This is a genomic window from Streptomyces sp. NPDC012508 (assembly GCF_042902595.1).
Classification (GTDB): domain Bacteria; phylum Actinomycetota; class Actinomycetes; order Streptomycetales; family Streptomycetaceae; genus Streptomyces.
Genome location: NZ_JBIBEO010000004.1, coordinates 543640 through 562716 on the forward strand (window position 1 = coordinate 543640; position 19077 = coordinate 562716).

18 protein-coding genes are annotated in these 19077 nt (G+C 70.4%); 9 read left to right on the forward strand and 9 right to left on the reverse strand.

What is annotated here, in order from left to right; genetic code table 11:
- Window positions 1–70 precede the first annotated feature (70 nt).
- Window positions 71–2308 (reverse strand): transglycosylase domain-containing protein, encoded by a 2238-nt coding sequence (locus ACFY8U_RS16855; protein WP_389570638.1) that lies wholly within the window; start codon window positions 2306–2308, stop codon window positions 71–73.
- Between the two features lie 585 nt (window positions 2309–2893).
- Between ACFY8U_RS16855 and ACFY8U_RS16860 the strand changes: the two genes are divergently transcribed.
- Window positions 2894–3238 carry a WhiB family transcriptional regulator gene (locus ACFY8U_RS16860; RefSeq protein ID WP_389570640.1) on the forward strand — a complete coding sequence of 115 codons (345 nt, stop codon included), beginning with the start codon at window positions 2894–2896 and terminating at the stop codon, window positions 3236–3238.
- A gap of 136 nt (window positions 3239–3374) precedes the next feature.
- Here ACFY8U_RS16860 and ACFY8U_RS16865 read toward each other — a convergent pair whose 3' ends face one another.
- Window positions 3375–4778: an ArsA family ATPase gene (locus ACFY8U_RS16865; protein WP_389570643.1), complete on the reverse strand. Its 1404-nt coding sequence runs from the start codon at window positions 4776–4778 to the stop codon at window positions 3375–3377.
- Window positions 4775–5737 carry an ArsA family ATPase gene (locus tag ACFY8U_RS16870; RefSeq protein WP_389570646.1) on the reverse strand — a complete coding sequence of 321 codons (963 nt, stop codon included), beginning with the start codon at window positions 5735–5737 and terminating at the stop codon, window positions 4775–4777. The genes ACFY8U_RS16865 and ACFY8U_RS16870 overlap by 4 nt, the downstream gene beginning before the upstream one ends.
- 72 nt (window positions 5738–5809) lie before the next feature.
- Here ACFY8U_RS16870 and ACFY8U_RS16875 point away from each other — a divergent pair, with 72 nt between their 5' ends.
- The 5 genes from ACFY8U_RS16875 to ACFY8U_RS16895 all read left to right on the forward strand — a co-directional run bounded on the left by ACFY8U_RS16875 (window position 5810) and on the right by ACFY8U_RS16895 (window position 9321).
- Window positions 5810–5968 carry a DUF4177 domain-containing protein gene (locus ACFY8U_RS16875; RefSeq protein ID WP_017947820.1) on the forward strand — a complete coding sequence of 53 codons (159 nt, stop codon included), beginning with the start codon at window positions 5810–5812 and terminating at the stop codon, window positions 5966–5968.
- Window positions 5968–6456 carry a RidA family protein gene (locus ACFY8U_RS16880; RefSeq protein WP_361677129.1) on the forward strand — a complete coding sequence of 163 codons (489 nt, stop codon included), beginning with the start codon at window positions 5968–5970 and terminating at the stop codon, window positions 6454–6456. The genes ACFY8U_RS16875 and ACFY8U_RS16880 overlap by 1 nt, the downstream gene beginning before the upstream one ends.
- Before the next feature lie 86 nt (window positions 6457–6542).
- A complete protein-coding gene (locus ACFY8U_RS16885; RefSeq protein WP_389570649.1) occupies window positions 6543–7523 on the forward strand; it encodes an NUDIX hydrolase in 981 nt (326 codons plus the stop codon).
- Window positions 7520–8350 carry an MBL fold metallo-hydrolase gene (locus tag ACFY8U_RS16890; RefSeq protein ID WP_389570652.1) on the forward strand — a complete coding sequence of 277 codons (831 nt, stop codon included), beginning with the start codon at window positions 7520–7522 and terminating at the stop codon, window positions 8348–8350. The genes ACFY8U_RS16885 and ACFY8U_RS16890 overlap by 4 nt, the downstream gene beginning before the upstream one ends.
- An 86-nt stretch (window positions 8351–8436) precedes the next feature.
- Complete coding sequence (locus ACFY8U_RS16895) at window positions 8437–9321, forward strand: prohibitin family protein (RefSeq protein ID WP_361442074.1); 885 nt, start codon at window positions 8437–8439, stop codon at window positions 9319–9321.
- 119 nt (window positions 9322–9440) lie between these two features.
- On the opposite strand, the gene ACFY8U_RS16900 is transcribed toward ACFY8U_RS16895, so the two are convergent.
- Window positions 9441–10115: a Crp/Fnr family transcriptional regulator gene (locus ACFY8U_RS16900; RefSeq protein WP_015034542.1), complete on the reverse strand. Its 675-nt coding sequence runs from the start codon at window positions 10113–10115 to the stop codon at window positions 9441–9443.
- 253 nt (window positions 10116–10368) lie between these two features.
- On the opposite strand from ACFY8U_RS16900, the gene nth reads away from it, so the two are divergent.
- The 3 genes from nth to ACFY8U_RS16915 are packed head-to-tail and all read left to right on the forward strand — an operon-like array spanning window position 10369 to window position 13446.
- Entirely contained in the window at window positions 10369–11412 is a 1044-nt protein-coding gene (nth, locus tag ACFY8U_RS16905) for an endonuclease III (RefSeq protein WP_389570655.1), read from the forward strand.
- 60 nt (window positions 11413–11472) lie between these two features.
- Window positions 11473–12189: an NUDIX hydrolase gene (locus ACFY8U_RS16910; protein WP_389570657.1), complete on the forward strand. Its 717-nt coding sequence runs from the start codon at window positions 11473–11475 to the stop codon at window positions 12187–12189.
- A gap of 57 nt (window positions 12190–12246) precedes the next feature.
- On the forward strand, window positions 12247–13446 hold the full coding sequence (locus tag ACFY8U_RS16915) for a MarP family serine protease (protein WP_361755426.1): 1200 nt from the start codon (window positions 12247–12249) through the stop codon (window positions 13444–13446).
- 187 nt (window positions 13447–13633) lie between these two features.
- On the opposite strand, the gene ACFY8U_RS16920 is transcribed toward ACFY8U_RS16915, so the two are convergent.
- The 5 genes from ACFY8U_RS16920 to acs all read right to left on the reverse strand — a co-directional run bounded on the left by ACFY8U_RS16920 (window position 13634) and on the right by acs (window position 19004).
- Window positions 13634–13822 carry a hypothetical protein gene (locus ACFY8U_RS16920; protein ID WP_361604827.1) on the reverse strand — a complete coding sequence of 63 codons (189 nt, stop codon included), beginning with the start codon at window positions 13820–13822 and terminating at the stop codon, window positions 13634–13636.
- 99 nt (window positions 13823–13921) lie between these two features.
- On the reverse strand, window positions 13922–14866 hold the full coding sequence (locus ACFY8U_RS16925) for an alpha/beta hydrolase (RefSeq protein WP_361604824.1): 945 nt from the start codon (window positions 14864–14866) through the stop codon (window positions 13922–13924).
- A complete protein-coding gene (locus ACFY8U_RS16930; protein WP_389570662.1) occupies window positions 14863–15360 on the reverse strand; it encodes a phage holin family protein in 498 nt (165 codons plus the stop codon). The genes ACFY8U_RS16925 and ACFY8U_RS16930 overlap by 4 nt, the downstream gene beginning before the upstream one ends.
- Window positions 15361–15397: 37 nt before the next feature.
- Entirely contained in the window at window positions 15398–16801 is a 1404-nt protein-coding gene (nhaA, locus tag ACFY8U_RS16935) for a Na+/H+ antiporter NhaA (RefSeq protein WP_389570665.1), read from the reverse strand.
- Between the two features lie 247 nt (window positions 16802–17048).
- Window positions 17049–19004 (reverse strand): acetate--CoA ligase, encoded by a 1956-nt coding sequence (gene acs / locus ACFY8U_RS16940; protein WP_389570668.1) that lies wholly within the window; start codon window positions 19002–19004, stop codon window positions 17049–17051.
- Window positions 19005–19077 lie beyond the last annotated feature (73 nt).

Genomic DNA, 19077 nt, shown 5'->3' on the forward strand with positions numbered 1-19077 from the left:
AGGACGAAGAACGGCCGACGGCGCCTCCCCGCACCGGGGAGGCGCCCTCCGTCATGTCCTGCCGGCCGCCCTACGGGCCGTTGCCACCGCCGTTGCCGTTGCCGCCCCGGCCGTTGCCGCCGCCGATCAGGTCCGGCGGGATGGTGATCTCCGGGAAGCCGGGCTTGTCACGCCCGGGCTTCTCGTCGTCACCCGGCTTGGGCTTGTCCCTGTCCTTCTCCTTGTCCTCGGGCTTCTCGCCACGCGGTACGGAGATGGGGGCGAAGGACGGCGTCTCGGAGGCGTTCAGCGCCCCGGTCATCGCGATCTTCCAGATCGGACCGGGGAGGCAGCCACCGCAGACCTTGTCGTAGTACTGGCCGCCGATGGTGATGTCGAACATCGACTGCTTCTCGCCGACGTCGTCACCGACCCAGACGGCCGTGGACAGGTTCGGGGTGTACCCGACGAACCAGGCGTCCTTGCGGTCGTTCGTCGTACCCGTCTTGCCGGCGTTGTCGCGGTCGCTCAGACCCGCCTTCGTACCGGTGCCGTCCTCGACGACGCCCTTCAGCATCTGGTTGATCGTGTCGGCCGTGCGCTCGCTCATCGCCCGCGAGCACTCGGTCCGGGGCACCTTCAGCTTCTCGCCGTTGGCGGTCTTGATCGACTCGATGGCGATCGGGGTGCAGTACGTGCCGCGGTTGGCGAAGGTCGCGTAGACCGCCGCCATGTCGAGCGGCGTGGCCTCGATCGCGCCGAGCGTGATCGAGGGGCTCTCCTTGACCTTCTTGCCCAGCTCCCGCTCGTACCCGACCTTCTTCGCCATCGTGACCGTCTCGCACAGGCCGGCCATCTGCTCCAGCTTGGCGAAGTAGGTGTTGATGGACTTGCCGAGCGCGCTCGTCATGTCCCAGGTGCCGGTCTCGGACTTGAGCTCGTTGCCGACCTTCCACTGGGCGTAGCCCGCCGGCTTGCCGTCGCACCGCGTGAAGGAGTTCTCCGGTACCTGGATCTCGTACCCGGAGGAGAAGCTCTGCGCCGGGCTCAGCCCCTTCTCCAGGGCCGCGGCGGCCGTGATCGGCTTGAACGTCGAGCCGACCTGGAAGCCGTAGGTCGTGCCGCCCATCTTGCTGCCGACGGCCAGGTTGAGCGTGGTCTGGTGCTGCTTCTGGTCGAGGCCGTACGGGCGCGACTGCCCCATCGAGAGGATCTTGCCGCTGCCCGGCTGGACCTGGACGACCGAGGCGGCGACCTTGTCGTCCTCGTTGATCTTCGCGACGGCCGCCTCGTTGGCCGCCTCCTGGGCACGCGGGTCGAGCGTGGTCCGGATGGTCAGACCGCCGAGGTTCCACAGCTTCTGCCGCTCCCCGACCGTCTTGCCGAAGACCGGGTCGCTGAGGATCGTCTTGCGCACGTAGTCGCAGAAGAAGCCGGCGCCGTCGACGGCGGTGATGCAGCCGTTCTTCGGGGACTTCACCTTCAGCTTGATCGGCGCGGCCTTCGCCCGGTCCGCCTCCGCCTGGCTGATGTCCTTCACGTCGGCCATCCGCTGGAGCACCACGTTGCGGCGCTTGGTGGCTTCCTGAAGGTCGTTGACCGGGTCGTAGCGGCTCGGCGACTGGACGAGGCCGGCCAGCATCGCGGCCTCCTCCACCTTGAGGTCGGCGGCGTGCTTGGAGAAGTAGCGCTGGGACGCCGCCTCGATGCCGTAGGCCTGCTGGCCGAAGAAGGTGATGTTGAGGTAGTTCTCGAGGATCTTCTTCTTCCCCAGCTCCTCCTCGACCTGGATCGCGTACTTCAGTTCGCGCACCTTGCGGCCGATGGTCTGCTGGGTGGCCTGGGCGACCTTCTCGGGGTCGTCACCGGCCTCCTCGACGAAGACGTTCTTCACGTACTGCTGGGTGAGCGTGGACGCGCCCTGGGACACGCCGCCCGACTGGGCGTTGCGGTTGATCGCGCGCAGCACGCCCTTGAGGTCGATCGCCCCGTGCTCGTAGAAGCGCGAGTCCTCGATCGCGACGATCGCCTTCTGCATGTACGGAGAGATCTTCTCCAGCGGCACGACCTTCCGGTCGCGCGAGTACACGGTGGCGAGAGTGCCGCCCTCCGAGTCGAGGATCGTGGTGCGCTGACTCAGCGGCGGGGTCTTCAGGTTGGAGGGGATCTCGTCGAACCCCTCGACCGTGCCCTTCGCCGCGAGCCCCAGTGCTCCGGCCGCGGGCAGGGCGATGCCCGCCAGCACGGCTCCGGAGAGCACGCTGACACCGAGGAACTTGGCGGCCTGCTGGGTCCCGGTCAGACCTCCGCCCGAGCGCTTCTTTGCCATAGGGGGCAGCCTAATCCGTAGTGCCCGGCGTTCCGCAGGAGCGGGGGCGTCTCGGAGCGTTCCCGTACCAGACCGTGACATCCGCGCGGTGCGCGTGAGTACGGCGCGTCGCGGAGCGGAAGCCCGTGCGTCGCGGGGGCGAGGAGCACCTGCGCCGTGTCATCGGCAGGCCGGGGGCCTACGTCTCCATTCGCCGGACACACGTATATGCCTTGGCCTAAGCTGCTCTCAACTGTCACAGCAGGGTGGTTCCGCATCACAGCCCGGGCGTGACATCGGCAGGAATTCCCTTGGACCCGAACCTGGGGAAGTCATGCCCGATTCCGCCCCGTGCGTCACTCGACGCCCCATGTGACTCCGTCCCAGCCGGGCGAACTGTACCGGTTCGCCGGTTTCGACACGCATGTCCATCGGTCACTCCCCTGGGTGATCTGCCGCGTACGCATAGTCCGTTCGGGCCATTCAAGATTGGGCCCGAAGGGGGTGTTGCGCTGTGCCCACCTTCCGTAACGTCACCAACTGGCAGCGGTGAATATGCCGCTACCGCCGTGGGGGAGCCTCGATTCGGGAGAGGACGGCGCCGGTATGGGCTGGGTAGCTGACTGGAGTGCGCAGGCGGCCTGCCGCACTACCGATCCGGATGAACTGTTCGTTCAGGGAGCGGCGCAGAACAGGGCGAAGGCGGTGTGCACCGGGTGTCCGGTGCGGACCGAGTGCCTGGCTGACGCGCTCGACAACCGCGTGGAGTTCGGCGTGTGGGGCGGCATGACGGAGCGCGAGCGCCGTGCCCTGCTGCGCCGGCGGCCGACCGTCAGCTCGTGGCGGCGCCTGCTGGAGACCGCGCGCACGGAGTACGAGCGGGGAGCGGGCCTGCTGCCCGTGGCGATCGAGGACGACGCGACGTACGAGGCGTACGCGGCGGTGGGGTGACCGGGGCTCCGGTCACGAGCCTTCCGAGAACGCGGGGCGCGGACCTGCGCGACGCGTAGTCGCGGAGTACGTGCGCACGCGACGCTCGGACGAGGACCACGGACGTACGCGAAGTCCCGCGCGGGACCCGCGCCGCTCAGGCCGACGGCATACGGCCGGCCGTGAGCCGGTCACCGATGGCCCGAAGCCCTGCCAGATCGTGTACGTCGCCGGGCAGGGCGGCCACTTCGGCGACAGCCACCTCGGGGTGGAGCGCCGTGAACCGGTCGCGCGTGCGCTGCTCGCGCGCGAGCACCTGCATCCGCTCGGCATGGAGCCGGAGCAGACCGGCGGTCAGCTGCTGAATGTCGGGTGCGTCGGCGTCGGCTGTGGGGGCAGCCTCGGCGTGCGAAGAACCTGCGGCGGCATTGCTCGGGGTCGTGCTCGTGCTGACGGTCGTGCTCGACGTCGTGCTCGTGCTGGTGGTTCCGGCGGCGGTCGCGGTGTCTGACGGCTCGGTGTCCGACGACTCAGGGGCAGTGGCCCGGGAGCCTCGCACTCCAGCCTTCCCGGCCCCCTGATCCACAATGCGCCCGTCGTCAAGATTTTCCGCCGCGGCCCGAGCCCGCTCGGCCGACAGCTCGGCCGCACCACTGCCATGGACGCGGTTGAGGACGAGCCCGGCCAGCGGCATCTCCTCGGCGGCCAGCCGCTCCACGAAGTACGCCGCCTCGCGCAGCGCGTCCCGCTCCGGCGTAGCGACCACGAGGAACGCCGTGCCCGGGGCCTGGAGCAGCTTGTACGTCGCGTCCGCCCGGGTCCGGAAGCCGCCGAACATCGTGTCCATCGCGGCCACGAAGGTCTGTACGTCCTTGAGGAACTGACCCCCGAGCAGCTTCCCCAGCGTCCCCGTCATCATCGACATGCCGACGTTGAGGAACTTCATCCCCGCCCGGCCGCCCATCTTCGCCGGAGCCATCAGCAGCCTGATGAACTTCCCGTCCAGGAACGACCCGAGCCGCTTCGGCGCGTCCAGGAAGTCGAGCGCGGAGCGCGACGGCGGGGTGTCGACCACGATCAGGTCCCACTCGTCCCGGGCCCGCAACTGCCCGAGCTTCTCCATCGCCATGTACTCCTGCGTACCGGCGAAACCGGCCGAAAGCGACTGGTAGAAGGGGTTCTCCAGGATCGCCCGGGCCCGCTCGCCGTCCGCGTGCGCCTCGACGATCTCGTCGAAGGTCCGCTTCATGTCGAGCATCATCGCGTGCAGCTGCCCGCCGTCGGATCCCTTGATCCCCTCGACCTTGCGCGGAACGTTGTCCAGCGAGTCGATCCCCATCGACTGCGCGAGCCGCCGCGCCGGGTCGATCGTCAGGACGACGACCCGGCGGCCCCGCTCCGCCGCCCGTACGCCGAGCGCCGCCGCGGTCGTGGTCTTGCCGACCCCACCCGCGCCGCAGCAGACGATGATCCGCGTGCCCAGGTCGTCGATGAGCGGATCCAGGTGCAGGACGGGTACGGACTCCAGACCGTTCGCCGCTGCGTTCACCGAACCCGTCACACGCCCACCCCTTGCTTCCGCAGCTCCTTCGCCAGCCGGTACAGGCCCGCGATGTCCGCCCCGTCCCCCAGGAACGGCAGTTCGTACGCCGGTACGCCCAGCTCCATGAGCACCGCCCGCTGCTGGCGCTCCAGCTCCACCCGCTGTGCGTGCTCGGCGGCCTGCTCCAGCAGCGGCTCCACCAGCTTCGTACCCCCGCGGACGCCCGCCGCGGCGAGGGTCCGCGCGACCGCGTCCCGGTGGTCGCCGGAGGCGGCGCGTACCGCCGCCTCGTCGAGGACGTGCGGACGGACCATGTTCACGATGACGCCGCCCACCGGCAGTTCGGCCTCGCGCAGCTCCGCGATGCCGTCCGCGGTCTCCTGGACCGGCATCTCCTCCAGCAGGGTCACCAGATGCACGGCCGTCTCCGGGGACTTCAGGACCCGCATCACGGCCTGCGCCTGATTGTGTATCGGGCCGATCCGGGCCAGCCCCGCCACCTCGTCGTTGACGTTCAGGAATCGGGTGATCCGGCCGGTCGGAGGCGCGTCCATGATCACGTGGTCGTAGGTGTAGCCGCCGTGCTTCTCGCGCCGTCGGACCGCCTCGCAGGCCTTGCCCGTCAGCAGCACGTCCCGGACCCCGGGCGCGATCGTCGTCGCGAAGTCGATCGCCCCGAGCTTCTTCAGGGCCCGGCCCGCGCTGCCCAGCTTGTAGAACATCTGGAGGTAGTCGAGCAGGGCGCGCTCGGCGTCGATGGCCAACGCGAAGACCTCGCCCCCGCCCGGGGCGACGGCGATCTTGCGTTCCTCGTACGGAAGCGCCTCCGTCTCGAAGAGCTGTGCGATGCCCTGTCTGCCTTCGACCTCGACGAGGAGGGTCCGCTTGCCCTCCGTCGCGAGGGCGAGCGCGAGGGCGGCGGCGACCGTCGTCTTACCGGTACCGCCCTTGCCGCTGACGACCTGGAGCCTGCTCACGTCTTCGAGCCTAACCACTGGAGCGCTCGCCTAAGCAGGAGGCTGCCTGTGGCAGCGGATACAGTCGGCTCCATGACCAAGTGGGAATACGCGACCGTGCCCCTTCTCGTGCACGCGACGAAGCAGATTCTGGACACCTGGGGCGAGGACGGGTGGGAGCTCGTCCAGGTCGTTCCCGGGCCGAACAACCCCGAGCAGCTCGTGGCCTACCTGAAGCGGGAGAAGTCCTGATGAGCGGCGCCGGGAACGGGACCGGGACCGTCGAGGCGAAGCTCGCCGAGCTGGGCCTGACCCTGCCGGAGGTCGTGCCGCCGCTGGCCGCCTACCAGCCGGCCGTCCAGTCCGGTGTGTACGTCTACACCTCGGGCCAGCTCCCGATCGTGGCCGGCAAGCTCCAGCTGACCGGCAAGGTCGGCGCCGAGGTCACGGCCGAGGAGGCCAAGGAGCTCGCCGCCACCTGCGCCCTGAACGCGCTCGCGGCCGTGAAGTCGGTCGCCGGTGACCTCGACCGGATCAAGCGGGTCGTGAAGGTCGTCGGCTTCGTCGCCTCGGCCTCCGACTTCGTCGGGCAGCCGGGTGTCATCAACGGCGCCAGCGAGCTCCTGGGCGCGGTCCTCGGCGACAAGGGCGTGCACGCGCGCAGCGCCGTGGGTGTGGCGGTGCTCCCGCTCGACGCCCCGGTCGAGGTCGAGGTCCAGGTGGAGCTCGTCCAGGACTGACCTCCATACGTTCGTCAAGAGCCGGTTCTCCCGTCCAGGGGGAATCGGCTCTCGTGCATCCGGGTAGTTGCGCATACCATCCGGCCATGTCGAATGGTCAGTGGTACCCACCGGAATGGCCCGACCGCATCCGCGCTCTCGCCGTGGGCGAGCTCACCCCCGCGACACCCAGGCGGGCCGCCACGGTCATGCTGCTGCGCGACGGTACGGACGGGCCGAGCGTCCACATGCTGCGCCGCCGCGCCTCCATGGCCTTCGCGGGCGGCGCGTACGCCTATCCCGGCGGCGGTGTCGATCCACGCGACGAACACCCGGTGCGCTGGGCCGGACCCTCCCTGGAGACCTGGGCCGCGCGCCTCGGCGTCACGGGTACGGAAGAGGCGCAGGCGATCGTCTGCGCGGCCGTGCGCGAGACGTACGAGGAGGCGGGCGTGCTGCTCGCCGGGGAGACCGCCGGCTCCGTGGTCGGGGACACCACCGGCGACGACTGGGAGAAGGACCGGGAGGCGATGGTCGCCCGCGAGCTGTCCTTCGCCGACTTCCTCGACCGGCGCGGACTGGTGCTGCGTTCGGACCTGCTCGGCGCGTGGGCGCGCTGGATCACGCCGGAGTTCGAGCCCCGGCGGTACGACACCTGGTTCTTCGTGGCCGCCCTGCCGGCCGGCCAGCGCACCCGTAACGCGTCGACGGAGGCCGACCGCACGGTCTGGATCCGCCCGGCGGAGGCCGCGGCCGGTTACGACCGGGGCGAGCTGACGATGATGCCGCCGACGATCTCGACCCTGCGCGGGCTGACGCACGTCGCCTCGGCCGCCGAGGCGCTGGCCGAGGCCCCGGGCCAGGACCTCACTCCCGTACTGGCGCAGGCGCGCCTGGAGGGGGACGAGCTGATCCTGAGCTGGCCGGGCCACGACGAGTTCACCAAGCACATCCCGACCGCGAGCCCGGACACGGCGGCTCCTGGCGACGCGGGCCCGGGCCCGGCTTCCGGTGGCGCGGGCCCGGACACGGCGGCTTCCGGTGGCGCGGGTACGGGACCCGTTCCGGGGCGCGGGGGTGCACGATGACCGACGCCGCCGCGCTGCCCGGACAGCCCCGGGGCGGCGCCCTCTCCGGGCCCGCGACCGCCCGCGCGGTCAACGTCCTGGCGCCGAACCCGTCGGCGATGACCCTGGACGGCACCAACACCTGGATCGTCTCCGAGCCCGACTCCGACCTCGCCGTCGTCATCGACCCCGGCCCGCTCGACGACGGTCACCTGACGCACGTCGTCGAGACCGCGGCCGAGCTCGGCAAGCGCGTCGCGCTCACCCTGCTCACGCACGGCCACCCGGACCACGCCGAGGGCGCTGGCCGGTTCGCCGAGCTGACCGGGACTCATGTGCGGGCGCTGGACCCGGCGCTGCGGCTCGGTGACGAGGGGCTTGCCGCCGGGGACGTCGTCACGGTCGGCGGTCTGGAGCTGCGGGTCGTGCCGACGCCCGGCCACACCTCCGACTCGCTCTCCTTCCATCTGCCCGCCGACCGCGCCGTCCTGACGGGCGACACGATCCTGGGGCGCGGTACGACGATCGTGGCCCACCCCGACGGGCGCCTCGGCGACTATCTGGACTCGCTGCGCCGGCTGCGCTCGCTCACGGTCGACGACGGCGTCCACACCGTGCTGCCGGGCCACGGGCCGGTCCTGGAGGACGCCCAGGGTGCGGTGGAGTTCTATCTCGCGCACCGCGCCGGCCGCCTCGCCCAGGTCGAGACGGCCGTCGAGAACGGCCACCTGACCCCGTCGGAGGTCGTCGCCCATGTCTACGCGGACGTGGACCGTTCGCTGTGGCCGGCCGCCGAACTCTCCGTACGGGCCCAGCTGGAGTACCTGCGGGAGCACGGACTGATCTGACCCCACCCTCGTAGGCTCGCGGCTTCGTGTCTTACGCTCCGCTTACTTCGCCTACCGCACGACCGTAGCCCTCGGGGGGAACGCCCATGTTCGTCATAGCCATCCTGCTGCTCATCGCAGCAGTGGTGCTCTTCTTCGTCGCCCGCTCCAACGATGCGAAGGGGCTGAAGCTCGGCGCGCTCGGCGCCGTCATCGCGGGTGCCTTCTCGCTGGTCGCGAGCATGACGTACGTGGTCAGCGCGTACGAGGTCGGCGTCCCGGTCGCGTTCGGCAAGGTGGGTGCGCCGATGACCTCGGGCATGCACGTCAAGTCGCCGTTCACCGACGTCACGACCTTCTCCACCCGCCCCGTCGACCTGAACCTCTCCGACAAGGACGTGGTCGAGGTCCGCTCCTCGCAGGGCGGCGTGATGGAGGTGGAGGTGACCGTGAAGTGGGCGGTCACGCCGGCCAAGTCGGTCGAGCTGTACCGGCTCGCGGGCAGCGAGGAGTCCATCCAGCAGCGCCTGGTCTACCCGGACAGCCGGGAGATCGTCCGCAACGTCTTCGCCCGCTACACGAGCGAGCAGGGCTACGCCACGGACCGCGAGAAGATCAACGCCGAGATCGGCACCCTCATCAAGGAGCGGCTGGCCCCGCGCGGGATCGACGTCACGGCCGTCAACCTCCGCAACGTGAAGCCCTCGAAGGCCCTTCAGGACCAGATCGACCGCAAGATCCAGCAGCAGCAGGCGACCGAGCGCGCCACGGAGGCCGCCCGCACGGCCAAGGCCGAGGCCGACCGGCGCCGTATCGAGGCCGAGGGCATCGCCCGCGCCAACAAGATCCTCAACGAGTCGCTGACCGACAAGGTCCTGATGAACCAGTGCATCGACGCGTACAAGGAGGCCGCGGCGAAGAACCCGGTGTACGCGGTTCCGTGCGGCGCCGCCGGCGGCAACCCGCTGATCGTGGACGGCACGAAGCGGTAGTCACTCCTGGCACGCGAGAAGGCCGCCCGGTCCACGACCGGGCGGCCTTTCTCGTACGTACGGAGTCGCGTGGCGCGGAGCTGCGAGGAGCGCCCCGAGCTACCGCGAGCTGCCGTGAGCTACCGCGAGCGCTTCGCGAGGCGCTCGACGTCCAGCAGGATCACGGCGCGGGCCTCCAGGCGCAGCCAGCCGCGCTGGGCGAAGTCCGCCAGGGCCTTGTTGACCGTCTCGCGGGAGGCGCCGACCAGCTGGGCCAGCTCTTCCTGGGTGAGGTCGTGGACGACGTGGATGCCCTCCTCGGACTGCACACCGAAGCGGCGCGACAGGTCGAGGAGTGCGCGGGCGACACGGCCCGGCACGTCGGAGAAGACCAGGTCGGACATCTGGTCGTTGGTCTTGCGGAGTCGGCGGGCGACCGCGCGCAGCAGGGCGGTGGCCACCTCGGGGCGGGCGTTCAGCCAGGGCTGGAGGTCGCCGTGGCCGAGACCGAGCAGTTTGACCTCGGTCAGCGCGGTCGCGGTGGCGGTGCGCGGGCCCGGGTCGAAGAGGGAGAGCTCACCGATGAGCTCGCCGGGGCCGAGGACGGCGAGCATGTTCTCGCGGCCGTCGGGGGACGTGCGGTGGAGCTTCACCTTGCCCTCGGTGACCACGTACAGGCGGTCGCCGGGGTCTCCCTCGTGGAAGAGCGCGTCGCCACGGGCGAGCGTCGCTTCACTCATCGAGGCGCGCAGCTCCGCGGCCTGCTCGTCATCGAGCGCCGCAAAGAGCGGGGCGCGCCGCAGAACGTCGTCCACGAGTTCTCTCCTATGTCGACCTGCTCAGGGGACCTTGATCCCATGATGCCGGACGCACAAAACAGTGCGATCAATCACAACAAGTTTGACGTACCGAACCGCCCGTCCGTACGTCAGGGGCCCGATTGGGTCGTGATCGGCCATGCCCAGGGCGGATGTCGGTGGTGGCGCTTAGGCTGGCCGGGTGTCCAACTCGCCGGTGAGAGCGCAGGCCAAGGGGGCTGGAAGAGTGTCGGCCAAGGGTAATTCCGCTGTGGGCGAACAGGGTGTACCGAAGCGGACAAATGCCGCGAAAGGCCCTGTGGAGGCCGCCGAGAAGCCCGCAGAGCGGCCCGCGAAACGGTCCTCCGCGAAGCCCGCGGCGAAGACCGGCCAGAGCGCGGCGGGGAAGACCGCCAGGACCACCGCGGCGAAGAAGACGGCCGCGAAGGCGGCTCCCAAGGCGGCGGCGACCACGAAAGCGGCTCCGAAGCCCGCTCCCGCGGCGGCGCCGGCGTCCCGTGCGAAGCCCGCGAAGCCGGAGTCCCGGCTCGCCATGGTCCGCCGCGCCCGGAAGATCAACCGAGATCTCGCCGACGTCTTTCCGTACGCCCATCCCGAACTGGACTTCCGGAACGCCTTCGAGCTGCTCGTCGCCACGGTCCTCTCAGCCCAGACCACCGACCTGCGGGTCAACCAGACCACCCCCGCGCTCTTCGCGAAGTACCCGACGCCCGAGGACCTGGCCGCCGCCGTCCCCGAGGAGGTCGAGGAGCTGATCAGGCCCACCGGCTTCTTCCGCGCCAAGACCAAGTCGATCATGGGCCTCGCCGCGGCCCTCCGGGACGACTTCGGCGGCGAGGTCCCCGGCCGCCTGGCCGATCTGGTCAAGCTCCCCGGCGTGGGCCGCAAGACCGCCTTCGTCGTCCTCGGCAACGCCTTCGGCGTGCCCGGCATCACCGTCGACACCCACTTCATGCGCCTCGCGCGCCGCTGGAAGTGGACCGAGAGCGACGACCCGGTCAAGATCGAGGCCGAGGTCGCCGAGATCTTCCCGAAGAGCGAGTGGACGATGCTCTCGCACCGCGTGATCTTCCACGGCCGCCGGATCTGCCACGCCCGCAAGCCCGCCTGCGGCGCCTGCCCGATCGCCCCGCTCTGCCCGGCGTACGGAGAGGGCGAGACCGACCCGGAGAAGGCGGCGAAGCTCCTGAAGTACGAGAAGGGCGGCTTCCCGGGCCAGCGCCTCAACCCGCCCCCGGACTACCCGGGCCGCCCGGCCGCCCCCGCTCCCGGTGTGGCCCCGGGGGCCGAATGAGCCGAGGCCGGAGGGAACGAACCCACGCACGGATCGCGTTGTGAAACATCGGGGGTGCCTATGACGCGCACGGAAGAAGAGACCGGGGAGACGACCCACGGCGTGGGGACCGGCGGGCTGCTCACGCGGGAAGGGCTGCCCGGCTGGCTCGCCCCTGTCGACCATGCGGCGCGCACCGTCGAGCCCGAGCAGCTCAGCCGTTTCCTGCCGCCCGCGAGCGGGGCCGGCCGCCAGTCCGCCGTCCTCATCCTCTTCGGCGAGGGGGAGCGCGGCCCCGAGCTGCTCCTCATGGAGCGCTCCGGTTCGCTGCGCTCGCACGCCGGTCAGCTCTCCTTCCCCGGCGGCGCCCTGGACCCGGAGGACGGCGATCCGTCCGACGGAGGTCTGCTGCGGGCCGCCCTGCGCGAGGCCGAGGAGGAGACCGGACTCGACCCCTCCGGCGTCCAGATCTTCGGCGTCCTGCCCCAGCTCTACATCCCGGTCAGCAGCTTCGTCGTCACGCCTGTCCTCGGCTGGTGGCGCACCCCCAGCCCGGTCGGGGTCGTCGACCCCGCCGAGACCGCCCGGGTCTTCACCGTCCCCGTGGCGGATCTCACGGACCCCGCCAACCGCGCGACCACCGTCCACCCCAGCGGCCACAAGGGCCCCGGGTTCCTCGTCGCATCCGCTCTGGTCTGGGGTTTTACGGCCGGAGTGATCGACCGGCTCCTCCACTACGCAGGCTGGGAGCAGCCGTGGGACAAGGCCAAGCAGGTCCCGCTCGACTGGCGCTCATGACAGGCTGAACCCCCGGAGCCCGGGGCGACCGAAGACGAATCTGCGAGGCTATTGACGGTGAACGTGCTGGACATCTTGTTGCTGCTCGCCGCCGTGTGGTTCGCGATCATCGGTTACCGCCAGGGATTCGTGGTCGGCATCCTGTCGGTCGTCGGCTTCCTCGGCGGCGGCCTCGTCGCCGTCCTGCTGCTCCCGGTCGTCTGGGACTGGCTGACGAACCACGCCGAGGTCTCCACCACGGCGACGGTCGTCTTCGTGGTCGTCGTGATCGTCTGCGCCTCCGTCGGCCAGGCCTTCACCACCCACCTCGGGAACAAGCTGCGCCGGCACATCACCTGGTCACCGGCGCGCGCCCTGGACGCCACCGGCGGTGCGCTGGTCAACGTGGTCGCGATGCTCCTGGTGGCCTGGCTGCTCGGCTCGGCGCTCGCCGGCACCTCGATGCCCACGCTCGGCAAGGAGGTGCGCAGCTCCAAGGTGCTGCTCGGTGTCGAGCAGGTGATGCCCGATCAGGCGTCCACCTGGTTCACCAACTTCACCTCGACGCTCGCCCAGAACGGCTTCCCGCAGGTCTTCAGTCCGTTCGCCAACGAGCCCATCACCGAAGTCAGGCCGCCCGACCCGGCGCTCGCCGGGAGCCCTGTCGCCGCCGAGGCCAAGCGCGCCATCGTCAAGGTCGTCGGTACGGCCCCGAGTTGCGGCAAGGTCCTCGAAGGCACCGGGTTCGTCTTCGACAACCGCCGGGTCATGACCAACGCCCATGTGGTCGGCGGCGTCGACGAGCCGACCGTCCAGATCGGCGGCGAGGGCAAGCTGTACGACGCGAAGGTCGTCCTCTACGACTGGCAGCGCGACATCGCCGTACTGGACGTGCCGAACCTGGACGTCAGGCCGCTGGAGTTCACCGAGCAGGACGCGCGCAGCGGCGACAGTGCGATCGTCGCGGGCTTCCCCGAGAACGGCTCGTACGACGTCCGCTCTGCGCGCGTCCGAGGCCGCATCAGCGCCAACGGCCCGGACATCTACCACCGCGGCGAGGTGCGCAGGGACGTCTACTCCCTGTACGCGACGGTCCGTCAGGGCAACTCCGGCGGCCCGCTGCTCACCGAGGACGGCAAGGTGTCCGGCGTGATCTTCGCCCGCTCGCTCGACGACAGGAACACCGGTTACGCGCTGACGGTCGACGAGATCCGGGACGACATCGTCCGGGGTCGCGCGGCGACGCAGCAGGTCGACAGCCAGGGATGCGCGCTGTAGGCGTATGCGCCACGCCGCCCCGCGGTGGTCGGCCGTCCGGTCTCGGGTGTGCCGAGACCGGGGGGCGTTCGGGTCCCGGGTGTGCGTGAGCCTGGCGGGCGTTCGGCCCCGGGTGTGGATGAGCGGGGCGGGTGTTCGGGCCCCGGCTGCGCGTCCGTTCCCGGGTGTTCCTGAGCCGGGCGCGCGCTCAGTCCCGGGTGTGCCTGAGCCGGGCCGTGACCCAGAGGGCCCGGCGGCGCAGGATGCGCGGGATGCCGATGTCCTGCACCGGATGGGAGCGACCCTGTTCCTGCGGGCCGCTCCTCTCGTGTGAGCCCGGCCCAGCGGCCGAGCGGCGGTTGCGTGCCGTGTCACCGTAGTCGTGCGTCCAGCCCATACCCCGACGTCTGCCCGTGGCCCAAGGTCGGTAACCGCCCAGGGGCCCGCCAATTGGAGTATGCGCCGGGCACATGGCCGGTTGCAGAACGGCCGTACGTCACCGGTCGGGCTCGGGGTCCTTCAGCCAGTTGATGAGCTCCGTGGAGAACGCCACCGGGTCCTCCTCGTGGGGGAAGTGCCCGAGGCCGTCGAAGAGCCGCCAGCGGTACGGCGCCTCCACGTACTCGCCCGAACCCGCCGCGCTCCGCGTCCGCATCGCCGGATCCATCGATCCGTGCAGATGCAGTGTCGGTACCCGCACCGGGCGCTTCATACGCCGGTTGAACTGGATGCCGTCGGGCCGCGCCATGGACCGCACCATCCAGCGGTACGGCTCGATCGAGCAGTGCGCCGTCGACGGGATGCACATCGCCCGCCGGTACACCGCGAGCGCCTCCTCGTCCGGCAGCCTCGGGCCCGACCAGTCCTCGATCAGCCGCCCGACCAGGGCCGCCTCGTCGGCGACGAGCTGACGCTCCGGCAGCCACGGGCGCTGGAAGCCCCATACGTACGATCCGGCGCGCGACTGGGAGAAGTCGGAGAGCATCGCCGAGCGCCAGCGGCGCGGGTGCGGCATCGAGGAGACCGCGAGCCGGCGCACCAGCTTCGGCCGCATGACCGCGGCCGTCCAGGCGAGGTAGCCGCCCAGGCCGTGGCCGACCAGCGCCGCGTCCGGCTCGCCCAGGGAGCGGACGACGCCGGTGATGTCGAGCGCCAGGTTGGCGGGGTCGTAACCCCGGGGCGTGCGGTCGCTGCCGCCCACGCCCCGCAGGTCCATCGCCACGGCCCGGAAGCCGGCGTCGGCGAGAGCAGGCAGCTGGTGGCGCCAGGTCCACCAGAACTGCGGGAAGCCGTGCAGCAGCAGGACGAGCGGCCCGTCGCCCATCTCGGCGATGTGGAAGCGCGCGCCGTTGGCGGCCACATCGCGATGGGTCCAGGGCCCGTCGATCCGTACGGGGCTGCCGACGGGGCCGCTGCCGTTGCTGCTCTCAGGGACGGTCATGTGGACGAGCGTCCCACAGCGGCGACCTTGTCCTGGACCGTGACGGGCAGTGCCGCCCGTTCGGGGCGGGGGTGCGGCTTGACGTTCTGCAGGATCGCGGCCGTCTGCTTGGCCGAGTTGATGGACTTCTCCGGAGGCTTGACCTTCTTGAACTTCGCGTAGGCCAGCAGCCCGAGCAGCCCCGCCAGCAGCACGTTCGCCGCGAAGGACAGCAGGAAGCACCAGGCGAGGTTCCAGCCGCCCTCGCCGTTGTGGCCGCCGGTCCAGGTGTTGATGCCGTAGGCGAGCGCGAAGCTCAGCATCGGCAGCGAGAAGAGGAGCACCGTGGCGGCGGCCGTGCCGGCCGCGCCGCCGATGGCGCCCCGCTTGACGTCCTGGCGGATCTCGGCCTTGGCCAGGGCGATCTCGTCGTGCACCAGCGCGGACATCTCGGCGGTCGCCGAGGCGACCAGCTGACCGAGGCTGCGCTCGGCTCCGTTGACCGGGTCGCTCATCGCTGCTCCCTCTTCTCTTCTACGGTCCGACCTCAGATCATGCCGGACTGTCGCCGTCATCGCGCGATGCCCCCGCCAGTTCGGCGCGCTCGCGGTGCTCGGCGGCCTTCCTCTCGTAGATCTCGGCCATCCGCAGGTGGTACTCCGGGTTGTCCTCCTCGTAGATGTCCGGAATGCCGTCCTCGTCCTCGTCGCGCTCCTCGTCCGCGAGCAGCGCCTCGTACTTCCGTACCCGCAGTTTGAGCAGGACCGTCGCCACGACGGCGGCCGTGAGCGAGCCGATCAGGACGGCCGCCTTGACCTCCTCGGTCAGCGTGGCATCGCCCTCGAAGGCCAGCTCGCCGATGAGGAGGGAGACGGTGAAGCCGATACCGGCGAGGGAGGCGACGGCGAAGACGTCCGGCCAGGCCAGATCGCTGTTGAGCTCCGCCTTGGTGAAGCGGGCCGCGAGCCAGGTGCCGCCGAAGATGCCGACGGTCTTGCCCACGACGAGGCCGAGGATCACACCGAGGGTGACCGGGTTGGTCGAGACCTCGGCGATGGACTTCCCGGTGATGGTCACGCCCGCCGAGAACAGCGCGAACAGCGGCACGGCCAGGCCGGCGGAGATCGGCCGGACCAGGTGCTCGATGTGCTCGCCGGGGGAGTGCTCCTCCCCTTCCCGCTTGGTGCAGCGCAGCATCAGGCCCATGGCGACACCGGCGATGGTGGCGTGCACTCCGCTGTTGTACATCAGGCCCCAGACGACCAGGGCGAGCGGGACGTAGATGTACCAGCCGCGTACGTTCATGCGCAGCAGCAGCCAGAAGACCGCGAGGCCGGCGAAGGCGCCGCCGAGCGCGGCGAAGTTCAGGTCGCTGGTGAAGAACACCGCGATGATCAGGATCGCGAACAGGTCGTCGACGACGGCGAGCGTGAGCAGGAACGCGCGGAGGGCGGACGGCAGCGAGGTGCCGATGACGGCGAGGACCGCGAGCGCGAAGGCGATGTCCGTGGCGGTGGGCACGGCCCAGCCGTCCATGGAGCCGCCGCCGATGAGGTTGGTCAGGGCGTAGACGAGGGCCGGCACGGCCATGCCGCAGAGGGCGGCGACGACGGGGAGCGCGGCGGCCTTGGGTTCGCGCAGCTCGCCCGCGACGAGTTCACGCTTGAGCTCGATGCCCGCGACGAAGAAGAAGATCGCGAGGAGGCCGTCGGCCGCCCAGTGCTGGATGGAGAGGTCCAGGCCGAGGGCGGCGGGGCCTACGTGGTAGTTCCGTACCGTGTCGTAGCTGTCGTTGAGGGGGGTGTTCGCCCAGACGAGCGCGGCGACGGCGGCCACGAGCAGGAGCACACCACCGACTGTCTCGGTGCGCAGCGCGTCGGCCACGAAGTTTCGCTCCGGCAGCGACAGACGGCCGAGGAACTTGCGGGCGGTGGGGGCGGGTGCGGGCGCGGGCACGGGCGGCGACCTCCGGTCGGTTGGGCAGCACAAAGCACATGCCGACCAGACTTCCCGGCGCACCTAGGTATTTCTGTCGCGTCTCTGACGCGATCTTTACTTTACCTAACGAGCGGGGATTGTGTCCGGTGATCGTCACTTTAGGGACAGAACCGCGCTCCGGCCCGTTGTGGACACGGAGGGCGCACACGCGGCAGCCCGCCCCACGCGACGTGGGGCGGGCTGCCGATCGGCATGGGCCTGAGGCTCAGTCCTCGCTGGACGCGCTCGGGAGCTTCGTCTGGATGAGGTCCATGACGGAGGAGTCGGTCAGCGTCGTCACGTCGCCGAGCTCGCGGTTCTCCGCCACGTCCCGCAGCAGCCGCCGCATGATCTTGCCGGAACGGGTCTTCGGCAGCTCCGCCACCGGCAGGATCCGCTTCGGCTTGGCGATCGGGCCGAGCGTCGTGCCGACGTGGTTGCGCAGCTCCGCGACGAGCCCCTCGTCCTCGCTCGCCGTACCCCGCAGGATCACGAACGCGACGATCGCCTGGCCGGTCGTCTCGTCGGCCGCGCCGACCACCGCCGCCTCGGCGACGGACGGGTGCGAGACGAGCGCCGACTCGACCTCGGTGGTGGAGATGTTGTGCCCTGAGACGAGCATGACGTCGTCGACCCGGCCGAGCAGCCAGATGTCGCCGTCCTCGTCCCTCTTCGCGCCGTCGCCGGCGAAGTACTTGCCCTCGAAGCGCGACCAGTACGTGTCCAGGAACCGCTGGTCGTCGCCCCAGATCGTGCGCAGCATCGACGGCCACGGCTCGGTGAGGACCAGGTATCCGCCGCCCCCGTTCGGGACCTCGTTCGCCTCGTCGTCGACGACGGTGGCGGAGATGCCGGGAAGCGGGCGCTGGGCGGAGCCCGGCTTGGTCTCGGTGACGCCCGGCAGCGGCGAGATCATCATCGCGCCGGTCTCGGTCTGCCACCAGGTGTCCACGATCGGGGTCTTGCCGGCGCCGATGTGCTCGCGGTACCAGACCCAGGCCTCGGGGTTGATCGGCTCGCCGACCGAGCCCAGTACACGCAGGCTCGACAGGTCGAACTTCGCGGGGATGTCGTCGCCCCACTTCATGAACGTACGGATCGCGGTCGGCGCCGTGTAGAGGATCGTGACGCCGTACTTCTGGACGATCTCCCAGAAGCGGCCCTGGTGCGGGGTGTCCGGGGTGCCCTCGTACATGACCTGCGTCGCGCCGTTGGCCAGCGGACCGTACGTGATGTACGAGTGTCCGGTCACCCAGCCGATGTCGGCGGTGCACCAATAGACGTCGGTCTCCGGCTTGAGGTCGAAGACGGCGTGGTGGGTGTACGCCGCCTGGGTGAGGTAGCCGCCGGAGGTGTGCAGGATGCCCTTGGGCTTACCTGTCGTACCGGAGGTGTAGAGGATGAAGAGCGGGTGCTCGGCCTCGAACGCCTCGGGGGTGTGCTCGGTGGACTGGCGGGCGACGACGTCGTGCCACCACACGTCGCGGCCCTCGGTCCATGCCACGTCCTGGCCGGTGCGGCGGACGACGAGGACGTTGCCCACCTTGTCGGTGCGGGTGAGGGCCTCGTCCACGGCGGGCTTGAGGGCGCTCGGCTTGCCGCGGCGGTAGCCGCCGTCGGCGGTGATGACGAGCTTGGCGTCGGCGTCCTCGACGCGCGTGGCGATGGCGTCTGCGGAGAAACCGCCGAAGACCACGGAGTGCGCGGCCCCGATGCGGGCGCAGGCCAGCATCGAGACGACGGCCTCGGGGATCATCGGGAGGTAGATCGCGACCCGGTCGCCCTTGGTGACGCCCAGCTCGGTCAGGGCGTTGGCGGCCCTGGAGACCTCGTCCTTGAGCTCGGCGTAGGTGATGGCCCGGCTGTCACCCGGCTCGCCCTCGAAGTGGATGGCGACGCGGTCGCCGTTGCCCGCCTCGACATGGCGGTCGACGCAGTTGTACGCCACGTTGAGCGTGCCGTCGGCGAACCACTTGGCGAACGGCGGGTTCGACCAGTCGAGGGTCTCCGTCGGCGCGGTGGCCCACGTGAGCCGCTTCGCCTGCTCGGCCCAGAAGCCAAGCCTGTCCGCCGCGGCCTGCTCGTACGCCTCCGCCGTCACGTTGGCGTGCGCGGCCAGCTCGGCCGGCGGCGCGAACCGCCGCTCTTCCTTCAAGAGGTTGGCCAGGCTTTCGTTGCTCACGACATCTCCCTTTCCCAGGGCGTCCTATGTGCCTATGTGTCCCGCGTCATAGCTCATCAGTCAGATGCCCGGG